Raw genomic sequence first — 17,311 nt, 5'->3', positions numbered from 1 at the left:
GGAGGCTCGGTGCCAGCTGGCACCGAGCCTCCAGTCCGGCACGGCGAGCGTTCCGGACCCGCCCGTTACGCTGTCCCCGTGTCAGAGCCGCGCCGCAGTCCGGGGAACCAAGCTTCACTGCGTGAAGCCAACCGGGGCCGGGTCGTCAGCGCGGTCAAGCGGCACGGCGGGCTGACCCAGGTCGAGCTCGCCGGGGTCACCGGACTCTCCCCCGCGACCGTGTCGAACATCGTCAAGGAGCTCGTCGCGACCGGCGCCCTGCACGCGACGCCGAGCACCTCGAGCGGCCGCCGGGCGCTCCGCGTGACCCTGCCGCACGGCCTCGGGCTGGTCGCCGGGGTGCACGTCTCACCGCGGCACCTACGGCTGGCGCTGTCGGACCTGAACGGCGCCGTGCTGGCCGAGCGGCACATGCCCCTGGCCCGCGACCACCGGGCCGATGCCGAGCTCGACAAGACCGCGCTGCTGGTGCTGGACATGGCGGAGTCCATCGAGTCGTCGATGGACGAGGTGCTCGCCGTCGGCCTCGCCGTGGCCGCCCCGATCGACGCCCGCACCGGGATGACGGCGCGCGGCGGGATCCTGCGCGGCTGGGACGGCATCGCACTCGGCCAGTCACTCGCCCGGCGGATGGACAAGCCCGTGCAGGTCGACAACTCGGCCAACCTCGCCGCCATGGCCGAACACCGGAGCGGCGCCGCCCGGGGTCGCGACACCGTCGTGACGCTCGACGTCGGCAACGGCATCGGCGCCGGACTCGTGCTGGGCGGGCACCTGTTCCGCGGGCACCACGGCATCGCCGGCGAGTTCGGGCACACCCCCGTCCTGCCGAACGGGCCGCTGTGCCGGTGCGGCAACCGCGGGTGCCTCGAGGCGATCGCCGGAGCACCCGCCGTGCTCGAGGGCGTGCGCGACGAGGTCGGCACCCTCAAGCTGGCGGACCTGATCCTGCGCGCCATGGCCGGTGACCAGGTCTGCATGCGCGCCGTCGCCGAGGCCGGGCGGGCGATCGGTTCGGCGGCGGTGGGCCTGTGCAACGTCCTCGACCCCGAGCGGGTCGTCGTCACCGGCGAGTTCGCCCGTGCCGGGGAGCTGCTGCTCGGCCCGATGCGGCACGCCCTCGAGTCGTCGTTGATCGTCGACGTCGACGGCACCCCGGACGTGGTGCAGGGACAGCTCGGCGAGAAGGCCTCGGTGACCGGCGCGCTGGCCCTGGCGATCGAGGCCGTGGACGTGACGCGCGCACGCTAGGCGGACCCGCGCCGGGGCGTGCCGGCCGGGCGCTCCGTGCTGCACCGGCCGCACCGCTCCGCGCCCACCGGATAACGTTTTCGTCACGGCACGCGGTCCTTGCGTTCAACTCTTGCAGCCAAGAACGCTCACTGTCACACTCAGGGCACCGCCGATGGGGGCGGTCCACTGTTGGAGGACGTTTCAATGAAGAAATCCACCACACGAGCGATGCTGGGCGTCAGCGCCCTGCTGCTCGCGATCACCACCCTGGCGGGCTGTTCCAACGGCGCGGACGCCGGGACCGGTTCCGGCGGAGGCGGCGGAGACGCGTCGAAGGCCAAGATCGGCCTGCTCCTGCCCGACTCCGTCACCGCCCGGTACGCCAGCGCCGACCGTCCGCTCTTCACCGCCGAGGTGAAGAAGCAGTGCAGCGGCTGCTCGGTCATCTACGCGAACGCCGACGGCGACGCGTCGAAGCAGCTGCAGCAGGCCCAGTCGATGCTCACGCAGGGCGTCAAGGTCCTGGTCCTCGACCCGTTCGACGGCGAGGCCGCTGCGTCCATCGTCCAGCAGGCGAAGGCCAAGAAGGTGCCGGTCATCTCGTACGACCGACTCATCAACAGCCCCGACCTGAGCTACTACATCTCGTTCGACAACGAGAAGGTCGGTGAGCTGCAGGGCCAGGCGCTCGTCGACGCCCTCAAGGCCAAGAAGGTCCCCGAGGGCTCGGGCATCATCATGGTGAACGGCTCCCCGACCGACAACAACGCCTCGCAGTTCAAGAAGGGCGCCCACTCGGTCATCGACGACAGCGGCTACAAGGTGCTCGCCGAGTACGACACCCCCGGATGGGACCCCGCCAAGGCGCAGGACTGGGCAGCCGGCCAGATCAGCAAGCTCGGCAAGGACAAGATCACGGGCGTCTACGCGGCGAACGACGACACCGGCGGCGGTGTCATCGCGGCCCTGAAGTCGGCCGGCGTCACCGAGCTCCCGCCCGTCACCGGGCAGGACGCCTCGCTCGCAGGCATCCAGCGGATCCTCGCCGGTGAGCAGTACATGACCGTCTACAAGGCCTTCAAGCCCGAGGCGTCGAAGGCCGCCGACCTGGCGATCCAGTTCGCCAAGGGTGAGACCCCGAAGGGCGACACGACCGTCGACACCGCCGGCGGCGCCAGCGTCCAGTCGACGCTGCTCGACCCGGTCGCCGTCACCACGGACAACGTCGAGTCGACGGTCGTCAAGGACGGCCTGTACGAGGTGTCGAAGATCTGCACCGCGCAGTACAAGTCGGCCTGCGACAGCGCCGGCATCAAGTAGGTCCGACCCCCTCTGCCCGCCCGGTCCGACTGCGGACCGGGCGGGCCTCACCGATCGAGGACGACACCCGTGAGCACGACACCCGTGAGCAACGCGTCACCAGCAGCACACCCCTCCGCCGAACCGGTGATGTCCCTGCGCGGGATCACCAAGCGGTTCGGCGCCGTCCAGGCCCTCAGCGACATCGACTTCGACGTCTACCCGGGCGAGGTGGTCGCCATCGTCGGCGACAACGGCGCCGGCAAGTCGACGTTCGTGAAGATCCTCGCCGGGGTCTACACCCCGGACGGCGGCACGATCACGTTCGGCGGTGACGAGGTCACCGTCCCGAACCCCGCGGCGGCCCAGACCCTCGGCATCGCGACGGTGTTCCAGGACCTCGCCCTCGCCGACAACCTCGACGTGGTCTCGAACCTGTTCCTCGGCCGCGAGATCGCGCACCCGTTCCTGGACGAGGAGGAGATGGAGCGCCGCTCGTGGGAGCTCCTGCAGCAGCTCGCGGCCCGGATCCCGTCGGTGCGGATCCCCATCGCGTCGCTGTCCGGTGGGCAGCGGCAGACCGTGGCGATCGCCCGTTCACTGATCGGCGACCCGCAGGTGGTCGTCCTCGACGAGCCCACCGCCGCACTCGGTGTCGCGCAGACCGCCGAGGTCCTGAACCTCGTCGAACGCCTGCGCGAGCGCGGCCTCGGCGTCGTGCTCATCAGCCACAACCTCGCGGACGTGCAGGCCGTCGCCGACCGGGTCGCGGTCCTGCGGCTCGGGCGCAACAACGGCACGTTCCGCATCGACGACGTCTCCTACGAGGAGATCATCGCGGCCATCACCGGCGCCACCGACAACGCCGTCACCCGTCGCGCCGCCGCCCGGACCGAGCAGGAGACCAGCGCATGAGCAAGACCGACGAGACCCTCACCGCGGCGACCCCGACCCCCTCGGCGGCCGACCTGCAGGACGAGCGGCTCCTGCGCGACCAGGGGATCGGCGGCGCGGCGAAGGCGTTCGTCCGGCGGGTCCGCGGCGGTGACATCGGTTCGCTGCCGGTGGTCGTCGGGCTCATCGTCATCTGGGCGGTGTTCCAGGCGCTCTCCCCCGACTTCCTGTCCCCGGGCAACCTGGTCAACCTCGCCCTGCAGTGCGCGGCGGTCGGCACCATCGCGATCGGCATCGTGCTCGTGCTGCTGCTCGGCGAGATCGACCTGTCCGTCGGCAGCGTCAGCGGGCTCTCCGCCGCGATCCTCGGCCAGGGCCTCACGACGCTCGGCTGGCCGCTGTGGCTCGTGATCACCGTCGCCCTGGCCGTCGGTGCCGCCGCCGGTCTGCTCTACGGCCTGCTGTTCACCCGCTTCGGGGTGCCGAGCTTCGTCATCACGCTCGCCGGTCTGCTCGGGTTCCTCGGGCTGCAGCTGCTCATCCTCGGCCCGAACGGCTCGATCAACCTGCCGTACGACTCGCCGATCGTGCAGTTCGCCTCGGCGTCGTACCTGCCGCCGTGGCTCGCCTACCTGCTCGCTGTCCTGGCCGCCGGAGGACTCTTCTTCACCGAGATCCGCCGCGCTGCCCGTCGCCGTCGCGCCGGACTGTCGACCGGGGCGGTGTCCCTGACGATCGTGAAGTCCGTCGCCCTGTTCCTCGGCCTGGCGCTGATGGTCTGGTACCTGTCACGCGACTTCGGCACCGGCACCTCGTTCGTGTTCTTCATCGTGCTGGTCGTGCTGATGAACTTCGTGCTCAAGCGCACCCGCTGGGGCCGTTCGGTCTTCGCGGTCGGCGGCAACGTCGAGGCTGCACGGCGCTCCGGCATCCGGGTGAACCGCATCTACATCTCGGTGTTCATGCTGACCTCGCTCTTCGCCACCGTCGGCGGCATCCTCGCCGCCGCCCGCCTCAACTCGGCGAGCCTGTCGTCCGGTGCCGGCGACACGAACCTCAACGCGATCGCCGCCGCGGTCATCGGGGGGACGAGCCTGTTCGGCGGTCGTGGCAGCGCCTGGTCGGCCCTGCTCGGCATCATCGTGATCCAGTCGATCTCGAACGGCCTCACCCTGCTGAGCCTCGACTCGTCGATCCGCTACATGATCACCGGCGCGGTCCTGCTGCTGGCCGTCATCATCGACTCGCTCTCACGGCGCAGCCGCGCCAGTCACGGCGCGGCCTGAGCGGGGCCCTGGACCCCGCCACGTCGGCGGACGGGAGGCACGGTGCCAGCTGGCACCGTGCCTCCCGTCCGTTCGTCCCTGACAGTTCACCGCCTGACTTGGCCACCTGGCCAAGTCAGGCGGTACGGTCGGTCCATGACCCTGCACCAAGAGCACCGCAGCATCGAGGAACGGCGGCATCAGCTCGTCGACGCGGCGATCGCTGTCCTGCGCGACGGCGGGATCGCCGCGCTCACCACGCGCGCCGTCACCACGGCCGCCGGACTCCCGCACGGTGCGTTCCACTACTGCTTCGCCTCGAAGTCGGCGCTGTTCCGGGCGGTGCTCGAACGACAGCTGCGGGGCGCGATGGCGGCCGCGTTCGCGACGCCGACCACACGGCTCGTTCCACGGGCGCGGATCGCCGCGGGCCTGGCGGCGCACCTCGGGCAGACCAAGAGCGACCCGGCGACCGCACTCGCCCTCGTCGAACTCGTCACGCACTCCCGTCGCGATGCCGACCTGGCAGAGCTCGCCGCGTGGGAACAGGGGGCGTACCTCGAAGCCGTCCGCGCGCACGTCGACGCCTGGTCGAGCGAGGACGGGATCACGTGGGCGGTACCCGTCGAGCAGGTCGCACGCCTGCTCATCGCGACCGCCGACGGCGTCAGCGGGTCGTGGCTCGCCGATCGTGACGACACCGCCGCTTCCGAGACCGTCGCCACGGCGGCTCGGGCGATCGCCAGCCTCGTCGGCGGCGGTGCCTCGTGAAGTGGCTCTTCCTCGGGATCGCGATCGTCGCCGAGGTCACGGGTGCCCTGTCGATGCAGGCGGCCGTCGAGCAACCCGCCTGGTACGCCGTCGTCGCCGTCGGGTACGTCACCGCCTTCGTCATGCTCATCCGGGTGCTCCGGAGCGGCATGGCCGTCGGGGTCGCCTACGGCATCTGGGGCGCGTCCGGGGTCGCGCTGACCGCGGTGCTCGCCGCCGTCCTGTTCGGGCAGGCCCTGACGCTCACGATGATCATCGGGATCGCGCTCATCGCGGTGGGCGTGCTCCTGGTCGAGATCGGGTCCCAGCGGGCGCTGGCACGTCGCGAGCAGGAGGCCCGCTGATGGGGTGGGTCCTGCTCGCGATCGCGATCGTCACCGAGGTCGGCGCGACGATCAGCCTCAAGCTCGCGACGGACGGGAAACGCGTCTGGTACGTCGCCGTCGTCGCGGGGTACCTGACCGCGTTCAGCCTGCTCGCGGTCGCGTTGACGCTCGGCCTGCCGATCGGGGTGGCCTACGGCATCTGGGCCGCGACGGGCGTCGCCCTGACCGCCGTCCTCGGACGCGTGCTCTTCCGCGAACCGCTCACGGCGCTCATGCTCGGCGGGATCACGCTGATCATCGCCGGCGTGCTCCTCGTCGAACTCGGGCACTGAGCGCCGTGCCAGTTTCGCCTGGTGCAAGGTTGCACGCGTGGTGCGACCCTGATGCTTCGCACCACGTGTGCAACCTCGCACCGGTCAGCGACGGACAGACCCTGGGGTCAGCTCGATGAACGGATGCGGTCCTGAGCAAGGGCGATCCGGATCGTCTCGAGTGCCGTCAGCCCGAGCGCCGCGTCGGCGGTGGCGGTACCGCCGCGCACCATCGCGATCCCTCCGGCCACGACCGGCTCGGTCGGCAGGACTGCCCGGTGCCCTGCGTGCCGATGGATGACCACGGTCGTGGTGTGCCCGACCGCGGTCCGCCGAGCTGCGATGCGGCGAGCGCTCTGGGCACTCGGCCAGACCTGGTCGTCCTCTCCGGCGATCAGGACGAGCTGCGGTATCCGCTCGACGGGTACCGCCGCTGCCCGAACCCGGTCCGGGGCAGCTTCGTACGAGTGTTCGTAGAGCGATCGGAAGCGCGGTGGTTCCTCCCGCCGCCAGGTGTCCCACGCCAACGGCACGTGCGGCAGTAGCGATCCGTCGAGGGTCCAGTGCGATCGTTCCACGCCCTCGTCGTCCGGCCAGGGCCACACCACGTCGGTGGGTGCGAACGCGATGACGCCCGCGACCGAGGGGCGGAGGGCGCCGAGGACCAGCGCGGCCTCGGCCCCGAGGGACGTCCCGACGAGCCAGACCCGATCGCAGGTCCGCTCGAGATCGTCGATACGGGCGAGGAAGAGCTCGAGGGGGACGGACCACGGTCCCGGTTGCTGGCCGGCTCCCCCGAACCACCGGATCGATTCAGCGACGTGCCCGAGTTCCGCGAAGACCCGCGCGCGGTCCTCGTCGATCCGCCCGCTCGACCCCGCGAGCACCAGGACGCCGGTCCCCGATCCGCGGGGAGGGACGAACCGAACACCTTCTGGGTCGCTGAGCCCGATTCGCTGCACGGGACCAGCATGGCCGCTCCGATCAACCGTCGCGAGGAACGCTGTTCGCAGCACGGGACGCCGACACCGCACCGACGACGAGCGCCGCCAGCGTGGTCGCCAGGGACAGCCCGAGCAGCACCACGTAGAGCACCGGGATGAGCTGGGCCGGTACGGACACGATCGCCACGACCGCGGCGGCGATGAGCAACGGCCGCATGACCCGGCGGGCGGCCCGGTGTCCGGCGTGCCAGGCAGCGTCGCTCCGCATGAGCGACGGCAGTCGGATACCCGCTGCGCGGTTCCGTCCCAGGCCCTCTGCAGCGATCGACACGATGCCCCAGATCGCCGCCTCGACGATGAGCAGGAGCACGGCGCAGCCGATCGCGGCCCACCAGCCCGGACTGTCCATCACGGCCTCCCCGCACCACGCTAACGCGCGGTGGAGGCGGCGCGCGCGAGGTCAGGAGACCGGCGCGCCTGCCGAATCGATCTCGGCCAGGATCCAGTCGCGCCGCCGCTTCTCGATCATCGACAAGACGGTGACGAACGCTGCAGCGCAGACGATGAGCACGACGAACAGCCAGCGCCACGGACCCAGCGTGGCGAGTGCGGACGCCGCCAGGCCGAGGAGGCCGAGGCCCATACCGATGAGCGCCGGGATCGCCATCCGCGTCGACCGTCGCTGCCACGCGAGCAGCGCCCGCACGAGCGGCATGGTCTCGGGCGTCATCGCGGCCCGCCCACTGAACTGCCGGGTCACGGACTTGCGGTCCGCAGGGGTGAGCGCGCCGAGCGGCCGTTCGGGCGTGTCGACGATGTAGGGCAGCAGCCTGCGGTGCCGTCGAGCGCGGACCCAGGCGGTCACCGCCACGACCGCTCCGGCGACGGCGAGGAGGAACCAGACCAGCATGCTGAGCCGCAAGGCGGCGGGGGCAGTGGCGGCCACCCAGAGGACCGACAGCGCGGCGAGTCCCGCCTGCTGCGACATGACGACCACGGTCGGCCCGTGCTCGACCAGGTGCTCCGCGCGCCGCGTCGCCTCGGCGAGGTCGCTCGGGTTCACCACCCGGGGACCTCGACCCGGACCGAACTGATCCGGCCGGAGCGCGTCGTCGCCGTCACGGCCGGGTCGTAGCTGTCGGCTGTCGCCAGGTAGAGGGTGCGACCGTCCTCGCCACCGAGCGCACAGTCGATCGCGCACTCCCCGGGCGCGTCGACGCGGTCGGTCACCTCGCCGCCCTCGACGACCCGCAGGAACTCCCCCGTGTCGACCGAGCAGACCCAGACGGCACCGTCACGGTCCACGGTGCTGCCGTCCGGGGTCACGCCACCGGGCAGGGCTGCCCACTCGCGACGCCCGGTCAACGAACCGTCGTCCTCGATGTCGAACGCGGTGAGCCGGCCGCCCCACGTCTCGCTGACCACCAGGGTCCGGGTGCCGGGCAGGACGTTGGCGCTGTTCGGGAACACCAGGCCCTCGGCGGCCAGACGGACGGAGCCGTCGGGGTCGATCACGTAGAGCGGGCCGGGGCGCAGTTCCTCGCCCGCGTACAGGTCGTAGCCGAAGGCGCCGATGTAGGTCCGGCCGGTCTGGGCGTCGACGACCAGGTCGTTCACGAGCGACGACTCGATCGTGGACAGGTCGGCGAACACCGAGGTGCTGCCGTCCGGCTCGACGGCGACGACCGTGCGGGACTCCATCGAGCTGATGATGAGCCGTCCGTCGGCCAGCCACCCGAGTCCGGACGACTGCCCGTCGACGGTGGCCTCGAGCCGGGGGCCGTCGGTCGAGGACGGGTCGACCGAGAAGACTTCGCCGGTGTGCATGTCCGAGTACCAGAGCCGCCCGTCGTGCCAGCGGTTGCCCTCCGGGAACCGGATGCCGGAGATGACGATGTCGGTCGCAGAATCCAGGGTGATGTGCACGGATCCACCCTGCCATCCGGACCCCCGCGCCACCCGATGGTCTGGCACGATCGACCCATGCCCCTCGACGGAACTCCCCTGCACCGGCTCGGCTTCCTGACGATCGGGTCCTTCGACCCCGCGCGACCATCGGAGGGGCACGAGGACACGCTGCGGGTGATCGAGCGTGCCGAGGCCCTCGGTTTCGACAGCGCGTGGCTGCGCCACCGGCACCTGCAGCACGGCATCTCCTCCCCCGTCGCGGTGCTGGCCGCCGCCTCGCAGCGCACCTCGCGCATCGACCTCGGCACCGCCGTCACCCCGATCGGCGCCGAGAACCCGTTCCGCCTGGCCGAGGACCTCAGCACGGTCGACGTCCTGCTCGGTGGCCGCCTGAACCCCGGGTTCTCCGTCGGGACCCCGATGAACTTCGACCTGTACCGCGACGCGATCTACCCCCACACCCTGGAGCACGAGGACCTCGGCAACGACCGGCTCCTGCGCTTCCGTGACCTGGTGCGCGATGACCCGGTGACGGCCACCGAGACCGTCGAACGTCGGGGCATCGAGGAGTTCGCGAGCACCGTCCAGCCGCACAGCACCGGCCTGGCCGACCGGATCTGGTACGGCACCGGCAGCACGAAGTCGGCCGTGTGGGCGGGCGAGAACGGCTTCCACCTGCTCACTTCGAGCGTCACCCGCAGCGAGGTCGGCACGGACTTCGCCACGAACCAGCGCGCCCAGATCGACGCGTACCTCGACGTCCACCCCGACCCCGCTGCCGCCCGCGTCTCGCAGGGCCTGGTCGTCATCCCGACCGACACCGCGACGAGCGAGCAGGAGGCCCGCTACCGCGCCTACGTCGACAGCCGCTCGGGCCGCGTCGGCGTGCCGATGGGTCCAGCAGGGATGCTCTTCGCTGCGGACCTGGTCGGCACGTCGGCCGAGATCGCGGACCGGCTGCGCGCCGACGTCGGCTACCAGGCGGTCACCGAGGTCGCCTTCGCGCTCCCGTTCTCGTTCGAGCCCGACGACTACGCGCAGATCATCACCGACATCGCGGAGCGTCTCGGCCCGGAACTCGGTTGGGCGGCGCAGGGCGCGGCCTGAGAACGGCGCCAGACCGACGGACGGGAGGCACGGGCCAGCTGGCACCGGGCCTCCCGTCCGCCGTCGACTCGCGCCCAGGGCGCGCGCAGGACGCCGGATCAGTCCTGCTGGTCCGCCTCCACCGCGTCGCGCAGCCGGTCGAGCACGTCCGGCACCGCCGAGCGCACCCGGCTCCAGCTCGGGATGAACGGCTTGTCGTTCGGCCGCGCCGTGAAGGCGCCGCCGGCGTCGAGGATCGCCTTGGTGAAGAGCTCCACCGCGGCTTCCTCGGCGTGCTGGTCGAACGCGAGCCCGCTCATCTCGGCTTCGTGCCGGTAGACCTCGACGATGTCGAGCGCGTTCCGGTAGTACGTCGCCTTCAGCACCCGGAACGAGTCGGACGTGAGCGGGACGCCCATCGTCGCGAGCTTCCGGAGCAGCGACTGCACGATGTCGTTGCCCATCCGTGCCAGGCCGCCGGTGCCGTCGGCCTCGGCGAGGGGCTGGTGCTTGTGGTCGTAGGCGTCGGCGATCTCCACCTGGCACACCTGCCGGGTCGCGTAGTCGCGGTAGACCTCGGAGAGCATCCCGATCTCGAGTCCCCAGTCGCCGGGGATCTTCAGGCCGTTCAGCACGTGGGCGCGCATCGCGAACTCGCCGGACAGCGGGTACCGGAAGCTGCTGAGGTACTCCAGGTACTCGGACTCCCCGTAGACCTGGCGGAGCGAGCGGAGCAGCGGCCCGACGAGCAGCCGTGCGGCGCGGCCGTTGATCCGGCCGTCGGCGACGCGTGCGTAGTAGCCCTTCGAGAACTCGTAGTCGAACGCGGGGTTCGCGACCGGGTAGAACAGCCGCGCGAGCATGCCCCGCTCGTAGGTGGTGATGTCGCAGTCGTGCAGGGCGATGCAGTCCGCCCGCTCCGATGCCAGGGCGTAGCCGGTGCAGTACCAGACGTTCCGGCCCTTGCCGGGCTCCCCCGGTGCCAGCCCCGCGCGCTCCAGTTCGGCGTCGAGCTCGCGCAGCCGCGGCCCGTCGTTCCACAGGATCCGGTGCCGCTGCGGCAGCCGCGAGAAGAATTCGCGGGCGTGCTCGAACTGGGAGCGGTCAGCCCGGTCGAGCCCGATCACGATCTCGCTGAGCCAGTCGGCCTCGGCCAGCTCGTCGACGATCCGCGACAGCGCCGGGCGCTCGAGCTCGGAGTACAGCGCCGGCAGGATCAGGCTCATCGGACGCTTCTCGGCGAAGCCCCGCAGGTCTTCTTCGAGGCTCGCGGTGCTGCGGCGTCCGAGGTCGTGGAACGTCGTGATGACGCCGTTCTGGTGGAAGTCGCTCATCGGTGGCTCCTGACGGACGGGGTGGTGAACCGGGTGAGGCCCTCGGCCCAGCCCCGCGGGCCGGGGACGGTCGTGCGGTGGACGCGCTCGGGTCGGTCGTCGGCGAGCGGCCCCGGTGCCGGGCCGTGTCCGCGGACCACGACGGCGAAGTCGACGGCGTCGAGCAACGCGGTGTCGTTCGGGCCGTCGCCGAGTCCGATCGTGCGCGGGATCGTGCCCGTTCGGCGCTCGTGGTCGGCGATCAACGTCCGGACCGCCGCGCCCTTGTCGCGGCCCGTCGGCAGCACGTGCCAGAACCGGCCACCGCGCACCAGGTCGAGGCCGACCGCGGCGAGCGCCGCGCGGAACGCGTCCGCCCGGTCGTCGTCCTCGGCGTGCCAGAGCAGGACCTCGGACGCCTCGCGCTGCTGCGCTCGTCCGGCGGCTTCGAGGTCGAGGCCGGTCCACGCGGCGACGACCGCGTCGGTCACGCCGCCGAAGGTCTCGAAGTGCAGCTCCAGTGACTGGCGGACGCGGACGAGTTCCGCGTGCAGCCGCTCGAGGTCGCCGTCGCGCGGTCCGACCAGCGCCTCGCCCGCCGGTCCGACCACGACCGCGCCGTTCTCCGCCACGAAGGCGTGCCCGTCGAGCCCGGTGCGGGTCTGCAGTGCCGTGATCTCGGCACGCGTCTTGCTGCTGCAGAACACCACGGGGACGTCGTCCGCCCGCAGCTGTTCGAGCATCGGCAGAGCCGCGTCGAACGAGTAGTCGTGGTGGTCGAGGAACGTCCCGTCGAGGTCCGTGACGATCATCAGGTCGGGTGTTGGCATCGTGCTCCGCTGGCGGCTGGCTGGGCTGCGGGCGACGATGCCCCGGACCACCCTGCCACGCGGACGCGTCGGTTGGGTGAACAAGCCGGCGTCGGTCGCGCGACGCGACCAGCGGACGGACGGGAGGCACGGCGTCAGCTGGCACCGCGCCTCCCTTCCGTCACGGCGCCTCAGTGCCGGCGCAGGATGCCGAGGAACTCGTCGGCCCACTCGAGGTTGCGGGCGAGCTTCGCCCGGCGTTCCTCGGTGTCGACGACGTACGCGTCGAGCTGCGCCTGCAGCCGGTCGCGCTCGATGCCGTCCGCCGTCTCGAGCCCGTCGAGGATGCCGAGGAGCTCCGCCATCTGCTCGAGGGAGTAGCCGAGGGGCTTCATCCGGCGGATCACGAGCAGGCGATGCAGGTCGTCGTCGGAGTACAGCCGGAAGCCGCCCTCGGTCCGTCCGGTGGGGTGGAGCAGTCCGACGTCGTCGTAGTGGCGCACGGTCCGGATGGAGAGCCCGGTCCGGTCTGCGAGTTCACCGATCCGCATCGTCGATGCACCTGCTGCGTCCGTCACTGCTGACCCCTTCCGCCCGGTTGCCCGGTCCGGACCGATCGTACCGATGCTTGCGCTGCAACCCTTCCGTTGCGTTAGAGTCAGACACGACCGACTCTTCCGTTGCGGAAGGTTCTGGTTCCTGGCCGCACTCGGTCAGTGCGCGACGAAGCGCCCCCACGACATTCCCCCGCGGACGCCGAGCGTCCGCACCCCCTCACCGAAGGAGAACCGTGACGACCGTCACGCCCGCACCGGCTCCGGTGCACGCCAGTCCCACCGTCCTGTCCGCCCTGCGGAACCCGAAGATCCTGCTCCGCGAGGTGCTCGCCGGCCTCGTCGTGGCCCTCGCGCTGATCCCGGAAGCGATCTCGTTCTCGATCATCGCGGGCGTCGATCCGCGCGTCGGCCTGTTCTCGGCGTTCGTGATGGCCGTGGTGATCTCGTTCGTCGGCGGGCGAGCCGCGATGATCTCCGGTGCGACCGGCGCGATCGCACTCGTCGTCGCACCGGTCATGCGGGACCACGGGCTCGACTACCTGATCGCCACCGTCATCCTCGGCGGCGTCTTCCAGCTCGTCCTCGGTGGGCTCGGCGCAGCCAAGCTGATGCGCTTCGTGCCGAGGTCGGTGATGGTGGGGTTCGTCAACGCCCTCGCGATCCTGATCTTCACCGCGCAGCTGCCGAACATCATCGGCGTCGACTGGCTCGTCTGGCCGATCGGCGCCGTCGGCATCGCGATCATCGTGCTGCTGCCCCGTGTCACCAAGGCCATCCCGGCACCGCTCGTGGCGATCGTCGTCCTGACGCTCGTCACCGTGCTGGCCTCGATCGCCATCCCGACCGTCGGCGACGAGGGCAAGCTGCCGGACAGCCTGCCGACCCTGTTCATCCCGAACGTCCCGCTCACGCTCGAGACGCTGACGATCATCGCCCCCTACGCCCTGGCGATGGCGCTGGTGGGCCTGCTCGAGTCGCTGATGACGGCGAAGCTCGTCGACGAGGTCACCGACACCGGCTCCCGCAAGACCCGCGAAGCGCTCGGGCAGGGCGTGGCGAACATCTGCTCCGGGTTCATGGGCGGCATGGGTGGCTGCGCGATGATCGGCCAGACGATGATCAACGTGAAGGCGTCCGGTGCCCGCACCCGGATCTCGACGTTCCTGTCCGGCGTGTTCCTGCTGGTCCTCGTCGTCGGGCTCGGTGACGTCGTCGCGATCATCCCGATGGCCGCACTCGTCGCCGTGATGGTCATGGTGTCCGTCGGCACCTTCGACTGGCACAGCATCAAGCCCTCCACCCTCAAGCGGATGCCGGTCGGCGAGACCGTCGTCATGGTCCTCACCGTCGTGATCGTCGTCGCCACGGACAACCTGGCCATCGGCGTGATCATCGGGGTGACCGCCGCGATGATCGTCTTCGCCCGCAGGGTGTCGCACTTCACCAACGTGTCGCGGAGCATCGAGACGCTCAGCACCGGTGAGCAGCACGCGCTCTACACGGTCGAGGGCGAACTCTTCTTCGCGTCGAGCAACGACCTCACCACCCAGTTCGACTACGTCGACGACCCCGAGCTCGTCGTCATCGACATGACCGGGTCGCACATCTGGGACGCCTCCACCGTCGCCGCGCTCGACGCCATCGAGACGAAGTACCACCAGCACGGCAAGCGGGTCGAGATCGCCGGGCTGAACGACGCCAGCCGAGCCTTCCACGGGCGCCTCGCCGGGAACCTCGGCGCCGGTCACTGACCTCCTGACCTCCGCCCGCCACCTGGCAACGCCCGTCAGCGTCGGCCGTTCGCCGGGACGAGCGCGAAGACGAACCCGACGAGCGCGGACAGGACGCCGATGACGACGACGAACGTCGCCCAGCCGCTCCAGACCGCCGGCGCGAACCAGATCATCAGCAGTCCCACGAGGATCAGCGCGATGCCGACTCCGAAGCCCAGGTTCACCGCACGTTGTTTCTCACGCATCTGCATCGCGGCAGTCTCCCTCGCGCTCCGTGGCACTCGCGTCCCCCGGGAGGCTGACACGGCCTCATCCGCAGGAAGGCCGACGCGCAGCGGATCCCGGAGCAGCGCGGGCCTGGCGGATCGACCGCCGATCCGTCAGGCTCGTGCTCGATGACCGACTCCTCCCCGCAGCTGCGGATCCGACGCGCAACGCCCGACGACGTGCCGGCCCTCACCCGCTGGAGCAGCGACGAGACCGTGGCGTGGGTCGACGCCGAGCGCCTGACCGACGAACTCCGCACGGGCAACTACCGACCGCAATGGTCGTGGATCGCCGAACGCGCAGGGCAGCCCGTCGGCCGAGCGCTCTGGTGGGGGCAGGCAGACAGCGAACGACCCGCCACCCTGGACTGTCTCTCGACGAGTGTTCGAGGCGCCGCCGCGGTCGACGTCGGTGCCGCGTTGGTCCGGGCCGGGCTCGACGCGTTCGGCGCCGGCGCTCCGCTCGAGTACAACGTGGACGTCGCGCCGACCTGGACGGACGACCCGGCAGCAGTCGAAGCGGTCCGGTGGCGACACGAAGCAGCGCACCTCGGCGGCTTCACCCGGACCACCGAGCGCATCAGCTTCGCGCGCACCGCTGCGACCCCGAGACCACCGCGTCCGACGCGGCTCCGGTTCGCCCCGGCTGAGGACACGACCTTCCGGGCGCTGTTCGCGGCCGTCGCGCCCGGTTCCCTCGACGACCACACCAACGACATGGTCGCCCGCGAGGGCGTCGATGCACTGGCCGACGACGATCTCGAGTTCTACCGCTCGCTGCCCGGCGACCGGCACGCGTGGCGCACGGCGCACCTGTCCGACGGCAACGCCGTGGGGTTCATCATCCCCACCAGGACGGCGTACGACGCGAGCATCAGCTACCTCGGGGTCCTGCCGGAACACCGCGGACACGGGTTCGTCCACGACCTGCTGGCCGAGATGACCCACGTCCACCACGACGACGGGCAAGACCGCATCGTCGGGACCACCGACGCCGCCAACACCCCGATGCGAGCGGCCTTCGAACGAGCCGGCTTCGCCGTCACACGCGTGCGGATCGTCCACGCGCAGTGACGAGCGCGGGCGGGCCGTGGACGCCGGGCAGAGCCAGAGCCACGGCGGGAGCGCAGACCCGACGACACGCCCGGCGACGACCGATCTGTGAGGATGTCCCCTCCGTGCACACTGCGGAGTGAAGGGGGTGGACATGAACCGATCAGCCGAGCCGGACAGCGCGCTCGTGGCGGCAGCCGCGCGCGGCGACCGCAGTGCGGTCACCGCGTTGTTCGACCGTCACGCCGAGACCATGACCCGGTACACGTGGGCACTGGTCACGCGGCGCATGGACGTCGAGGAGATCGTGCAGGACGCGTTCCTGACCCTCTGGCAGAAGGCCGACACCGTGGAGGTCCCCGGGGAGTCGCTCCTGCCGTGGCTGCTCGTCGTGTGCCGGAACCACGCCGCGAACCTGCGGCGACAGCAGCGGCGGCACGAGGGTGTCGACCTGCCCGACGAGCTCGCCGCGCCCGAGCCGGACGACGACGCCCGCGAACGGCTGCGGTGGGTCCGCGCCGAGATCGACGCGCTCGCACCACTCGATCGCCAGGTGTGCGAGCTCTGCCTCATCGAGGGCCGCTCCTACGCCGAGGCCGCCGACCTGCTCGGCATGAGCGTCGGCGCCGTCACCCAGCGCGTGTGGCGGTCCCGTGCACGGATCAAGAAGGCGGTGACGAACGATGAACGATGAACGACGAAGCGACCACGGGTCCCCGATGAGCAACGAGCCGCCCGGTGGCGACGACATGCGCCGGATGCTCGCCGGCATGCGGCAGCAGGTCGTCCGGGGCATGCACGACAAGCCACGCCCGGCCTCCGCACGCCGTCGCGTCGGCCTCATCGTGGCGTTGATCGGGGTGCTCGGCATCGGCACCGCGAGCGGTTCGGTGGCGCTCGGACTCGTTCCGACGCCCTTCGCCGCAGCACCGGCACCCGTGCCGTCCTCTGCACCGCCGACACCGGCACCGACCGGGTCACCGTCACCGTCCGCGGCCCGCATCACGCCGACCCCGGCGCCGGCCGACACCACGGCGACGATCCCCGGGGCGTGCACCGATGCTGTGCCGGCCGCCGATGCTCCGCGCTTGTTCGGTTCGCTGGAGATCACCCAGTTCCGCCCCCAGGTACCGGGCGGCAGGACCGACTACTACATCGACCCCGAGATCCCGTTCAAGGAGGACGCGGAGCTGGTCTGTTCCTGGACACCGGGCGGTACCTCCGAGGGCGACGAGGGGCTGTTCCTCGAGATGGGCACGGCAGATCGTGACGTCCTGCAGGCTCGCCTCCGCGTCGTCGCCGACAAGGACTGGACCTGCACCGACACGCTCGGTGGACGTTCGTGCCAGCACACCGAGACGTCGATGTACTACTCGGATCAGGTGGAGACGACGCACACGTTCTTCGTGCGCGGCGACACCTGGATCTCGATCACGCAGTCGAACGTCCCGACCGACGGCCTCCTCGAGGCCCTGGTGCAGCAGACCTGGACGGACTGACCGACGGACTGGAGGGACGGTGCCAGCTGGCACCGTCCCTCCAG

General features: G+C 71.0%; 20 protein-coding genes. 12 read left to right on the top strand and 8 right to left on the bottom strand.

Translation table 11 applies throughout. The annotated features are described in order from the left end of the window. Window positions 1–78: 78 nt before the first annotated feature. From BIU95_RS17460 to BIU95_RS17430, 7 genes are all read left to right on the top strand, one after another. Window positions 79–1,251: an ROK family transcriptional regulator gene (locus BIU95_RS17460; protein ID WP_071252417.1), complete on the top strand. Its 1,173-nt coding sequence runs from the start codon at window positions 79–81 to the stop codon at window positions 1,249–1,251. Window positions 1,252–1,437: 186 nt separating this feature from the next. Further along, window positions 1,438–2,553 carry a sugar ABC transporter substrate-binding protein gene (locus tag BIU95_RS17455; protein WP_042540478.1) on the top strand — a complete coding sequence of 372 codons (1,116 nt, stop codon included), beginning with the start codon at window positions 1,438–1,440 and terminating at the stop codon, window positions 2,551–2,553. Between the two features lie 129 nt (window positions 2,554–2,682). After that, entirely contained in the window at window positions 2,683–3,447 is a 765-nt protein-coding gene (locus BIU95_RS17450; protein WP_111038920.1) for an ATP-binding cassette domain-containing protein, read from the top strand. Continuing rightward, window positions 3,444–4,712, top strand: coding sequence for a sugar ABC transporter permease (locus BIU95_RS17445; protein ID WP_056071139.1), 1,269 nt, complete (start codon window positions 3,444–3,446; stop codon window positions 4,710–4,712). Before BIU95_RS17450 ends, BIU95_RS17445 begins: the two co-directional genes overlap by 4 nt. A gap of 135 nt (window positions 4,713–4,847) precedes the next feature. Continuing rightward, the gene (locus tag BIU95_RS17440) at window positions 4,848–5,462 is read left to right on the top strand and encodes a TetR/AcrR family transcriptional regulator (protein ID WP_071252415.1); all 615 of its coding nucleotides are present in this window, start codon (window positions 4,848–4,850) and stop codon (window positions 5,460–5,462) included. Beyond that, entirely contained in the window at window positions 5,459–5,806 is a 348-nt protein-coding gene (locus tag BIU95_RS17435; RefSeq protein ID WP_083389444.1) for a multidrug efflux SMR transporter, read from the top strand. The genes BIU95_RS17440 and BIU95_RS17435 overlap by 4 nt, the downstream gene beginning before the upstream one ends. Further along, a complete protein-coding gene (locus tag BIU95_RS17430) occupies window positions 5,806–6,120 on the top strand; it encodes a multidrug efflux SMR transporter (RefSeq protein ID WP_071252413.1) in 315 nt (104 codons plus the stop codon). The genes BIU95_RS17435 and BIU95_RS17430 overlap by 1 nt, the downstream gene beginning before the upstream one ends. Window positions 6,121–6,227: 107 nt before the next feature. On the opposite strand, the gene BIU95_RS17425 is transcribed toward BIU95_RS17430, so the two are convergent. Genes BIU95_RS17425 through BIU95_RS17410 form a run of 4 tightly spaced genes read right to left on the bottom strand, consistent with a single transcriptional unit; the run spans window position 6,228 to window position 8,969 of the window. Then, a complete protein-coding gene (locus BIU95_RS17425; RefSeq protein ID WP_071252411.1) occupies window positions 6,228–7,061 on the bottom strand; it encodes an alpha/beta fold hydrolase in 834 nt (277 codons plus the stop codon). Between the two features lie 22 nt (window positions 7,062–7,083). Further along, on the bottom strand, window positions 7,084–7,452 hold the full coding sequence (locus BIU95_RS17420) for an SdpI family protein (protein WP_071252409.1): 369 nt from the start codon (window positions 7,450–7,452) through the stop codon (window positions 7,084–7,086). Between the two features lie 51 nt (window positions 7,453–7,503). Further along, window positions 7,504–8,106, bottom strand: a complete 603-nt coding sequence (locus tag BIU95_RS17415; RefSeq protein WP_139179887.1) for a hypothetical protein — start codon at window positions 8,104–8,106, stop codon at window positions 7,504–7,506. After that, on the bottom strand, window positions 8,103–8,969 hold the full coding sequence (locus tag BIU95_RS17410) for an SMP-30/gluconolactonase/LRE family protein (protein WP_201300458.1): 867 nt from the start codon (window positions 8,967–8,969) through the stop codon (window positions 8,103–8,105). Before BIU95_RS17410 ends, BIU95_RS17415 begins: the two co-directional genes overlap by 4 nt. A 57-nt stretch (window positions 8,970–9,026) precedes the next feature. On the opposite strand from BIU95_RS17410, the gene BIU95_RS17405 reads away from it, so the two are divergent. Further along, the gene (locus tag BIU95_RS17405; protein WP_071252405.1) at window positions 9,027–10,058 is read left to right on the top strand and encodes an LLM class flavin-dependent oxidoreductase; all 1,032 of its coding nucleotides are present in this window, start codon (window positions 9,027–9,029) and stop codon (window positions 10,056–10,058) included. A gap of 98 nt (window positions 10,059–10,156) precedes the next feature. Here BIU95_RS17405 and BIU95_RS17400 read toward each other — a convergent pair whose 3' ends face one another. The 3 genes from BIU95_RS17400 to BIU95_RS17390 form a co-directional block, all read right to left on the bottom strand. Next, a complete protein-coding gene (locus BIU95_RS17400; RefSeq protein ID WP_027464806.1) occupies window positions 10,157–11,371 on the bottom strand; it encodes a glycosyl transferase in 1,215 nt (404 codons plus the stop codon). Further along, on the bottom strand, window positions 11,368–12,180 hold the full coding sequence (locus tag BIU95_RS17395) for a mannosyl-3-phosphoglycerate phosphatase (protein WP_071252476.1): 813 nt from the start codon (window positions 12,178–12,180) through the stop codon (window positions 11,368–11,370). The genes BIU95_RS17400 and BIU95_RS17395 overlap by 4 nt, the downstream gene beginning before the upstream one ends. Before the next feature lie 170 nt (window positions 12,181–12,350). Further along, window positions 12,351–12,737: a MerR family transcriptional regulator gene (locus BIU95_RS17390; protein ID WP_042536882.1), complete on the bottom strand. Its 387-nt coding sequence runs from the start codon at window positions 12,735–12,737 to the stop codon at window positions 12,351–12,353. Between the two features lie 212 nt (window positions 12,738–12,949). On the opposite strand from BIU95_RS17390, the gene BIU95_RS17385 reads away from it, so the two are divergent. Beyond that, window positions 12,950–14,467 (top strand): SulP family inorganic anion transporter, encoded by a 1,518-nt coding sequence (locus tag BIU95_RS17385; RefSeq protein WP_071252403.1) that lies wholly within the window; start codon window positions 12,950–12,952, stop codon window positions 14,465–14,467. 35 nt (window positions 14,468–14,502) lie between these two features. Here BIU95_RS17385 and BIU95_RS18470 read toward each other — a convergent pair whose 3' ends face one another. Then, entirely contained in the window at window positions 14,503–14,700 is a 198-nt protein-coding gene (locus tag BIU95_RS18470) for a hypothetical protein (protein WP_017887151.1), read from the bottom strand. Between the two features lie 144 nt (window positions 14,701–14,844). On the opposite strand from BIU95_RS18470, the gene BIU95_RS17380 reads away from it, so the two are divergent. The 3 genes from BIU95_RS17380 to BIU95_RS17370 all read left to right on the top strand — a co-directional run bounded on the left by BIU95_RS17380 (window position 14,845) and on the right by BIU95_RS17370 (window position 17,267). Next, window positions 14,845–15,789, top strand: coding sequence for a GNAT family N-acetyltransferase (locus BIU95_RS17380; protein ID WP_017887150.1), 945 nt, complete (start codon window positions 14,845–14,847; stop codon window positions 15,787–15,789). A 133-nt stretch (window positions 15,790–15,922) separates the two neighbouring features. Further along, the gene (locus BIU95_RS17375; protein ID WP_083389453.1) at window positions 15,923–16,462 is read left to right on the top strand and encodes an RNA polymerase sigma factor; all 540 of its coding nucleotides are present in this window, start codon (window positions 15,923–15,925) and stop codon (window positions 16,460–16,462) included. Window positions 16,463–16,487: 25 nt separating this feature from the next. Next, window positions 16,488–17,267: a hypothetical protein gene (locus BIU95_RS17370; protein ID WP_071252399.1), complete on the top strand. Its 780-nt coding sequence runs from the start codon at window positions 16,488–16,490 to the stop codon at window positions 17,265–17,267. Window positions 17,268–17,311 lie beyond the last annotated feature (44 nt).

This window comes from Curtobacterium sp. MCBA15_007 (genome assembly GCF_001864905.1).
GTDB lineage: Bacteria > Actinomycetota > Actinomycetes > Actinomycetales > Microbacteriaceae > Curtobacterium > Curtobacterium poinsettiae.
The sequence above is the reverse complement of the archived record's forward strand: the minus strand, read 5'-3'. Positions and strand labels throughout refer to the sequence as shown.

What these genes read in the sequence shown, in the direction of transcription:
- BIU95_RS17455 (WP_042540478.1), top strand. Translation starts at nt 1,438, where the DNA reads ATGAAGAAATCCACCACACGAGCGATGCTGGGCGTCAGCGCCCTGCTG.
- BIU95_RS17450 (WP_111038920.1), top strand. Translation starts at nt 2,683, where the DNA reads ATGTCCCTGCGCGGGATCACCAAGCGGTTCGGCGCCGTCCAGGCCCTC.
- BIU95_RS17445 (WP_056071139.1), top strand. Translation starts at nt 3,444, where the DNA reads ATGAGCAAGACCGACGAGACCCTCACCGCGGCGACCCCGACCCCCTCG.
- BIU95_RS17440 (WP_071252415.1), top strand. Translation starts at nt 4,848, where the DNA reads ATGACCCTGCACCAAGAGCACCGCAGCATCGAGGAACGGCGGCATCAG.
- BIU95_RS17430 (WP_071252413.1), top strand. Translation starts at nt 5,806, where the DNA reads ATGGGGTGGGTCCTGCTCGCGATCGCGATCGTCACCGAGGTCGGCGCG.
- BIU95_RS17420 (WP_071252409.1), bottom strand. Translation starts at nt 7,452, where the DNA reads ATGGACAGTCCGGGCTGGTGGGCCGCGATCGGCTGCGCCGTGCTCCTG.
- BIU95_RS17405 (WP_071252405.1), top strand. Translation starts at nt 9,027, where the DNA reads ATGCCCCTCGACGGAACTCCCCTGCACCGGCTCGGCTTCCTGACGATC.
- BIU95_RS17400 (WP_027464806.1), bottom strand. Translation starts at nt 11,371, where the DNA reads ATGAGCGACTTCCACCAGAACGGCGTCATCACGACGTTCCACGACCTC.
- BIU95_RS17395 (WP_071252476.1), bottom strand. Translation starts at nt 12,180, where the DNA reads ATGCCAACACCCGACCTGATGATCGTCACGGACCTCGACGGGACGTTC.
- BIU95_RS18470 (WP_017887151.1), bottom strand. Translation starts at nt 14,700, where the DNA reads ATGCAGATGCGTGAGAAACAACGTGCGGTGAACCTGGGCTTCGGAGTC.
- BIU95_RS17380 (WP_017887150.1), top strand. Translation starts at nt 14,845, where the DNA reads ATGACCGACTCCTCCCCGCAGCTGCGGATCCGACGCGCAACGCCCGAC.
- BIU95_RS17375 (WP_083389453.1), top strand. Translation starts at nt 15,923, where the DNA reads ATGAACCGATCAGCCGAGCCGGACAGCGCGCTCGTGGCGGCAGCCGCG.
- BIU95_RS17370 (WP_071252399.1), top strand. Translation starts at nt 16,488, where the DNA reads ATGAGCAACGAGCCGCCCGGTGGCGACGACATGCGCCGGATGCTCGCC.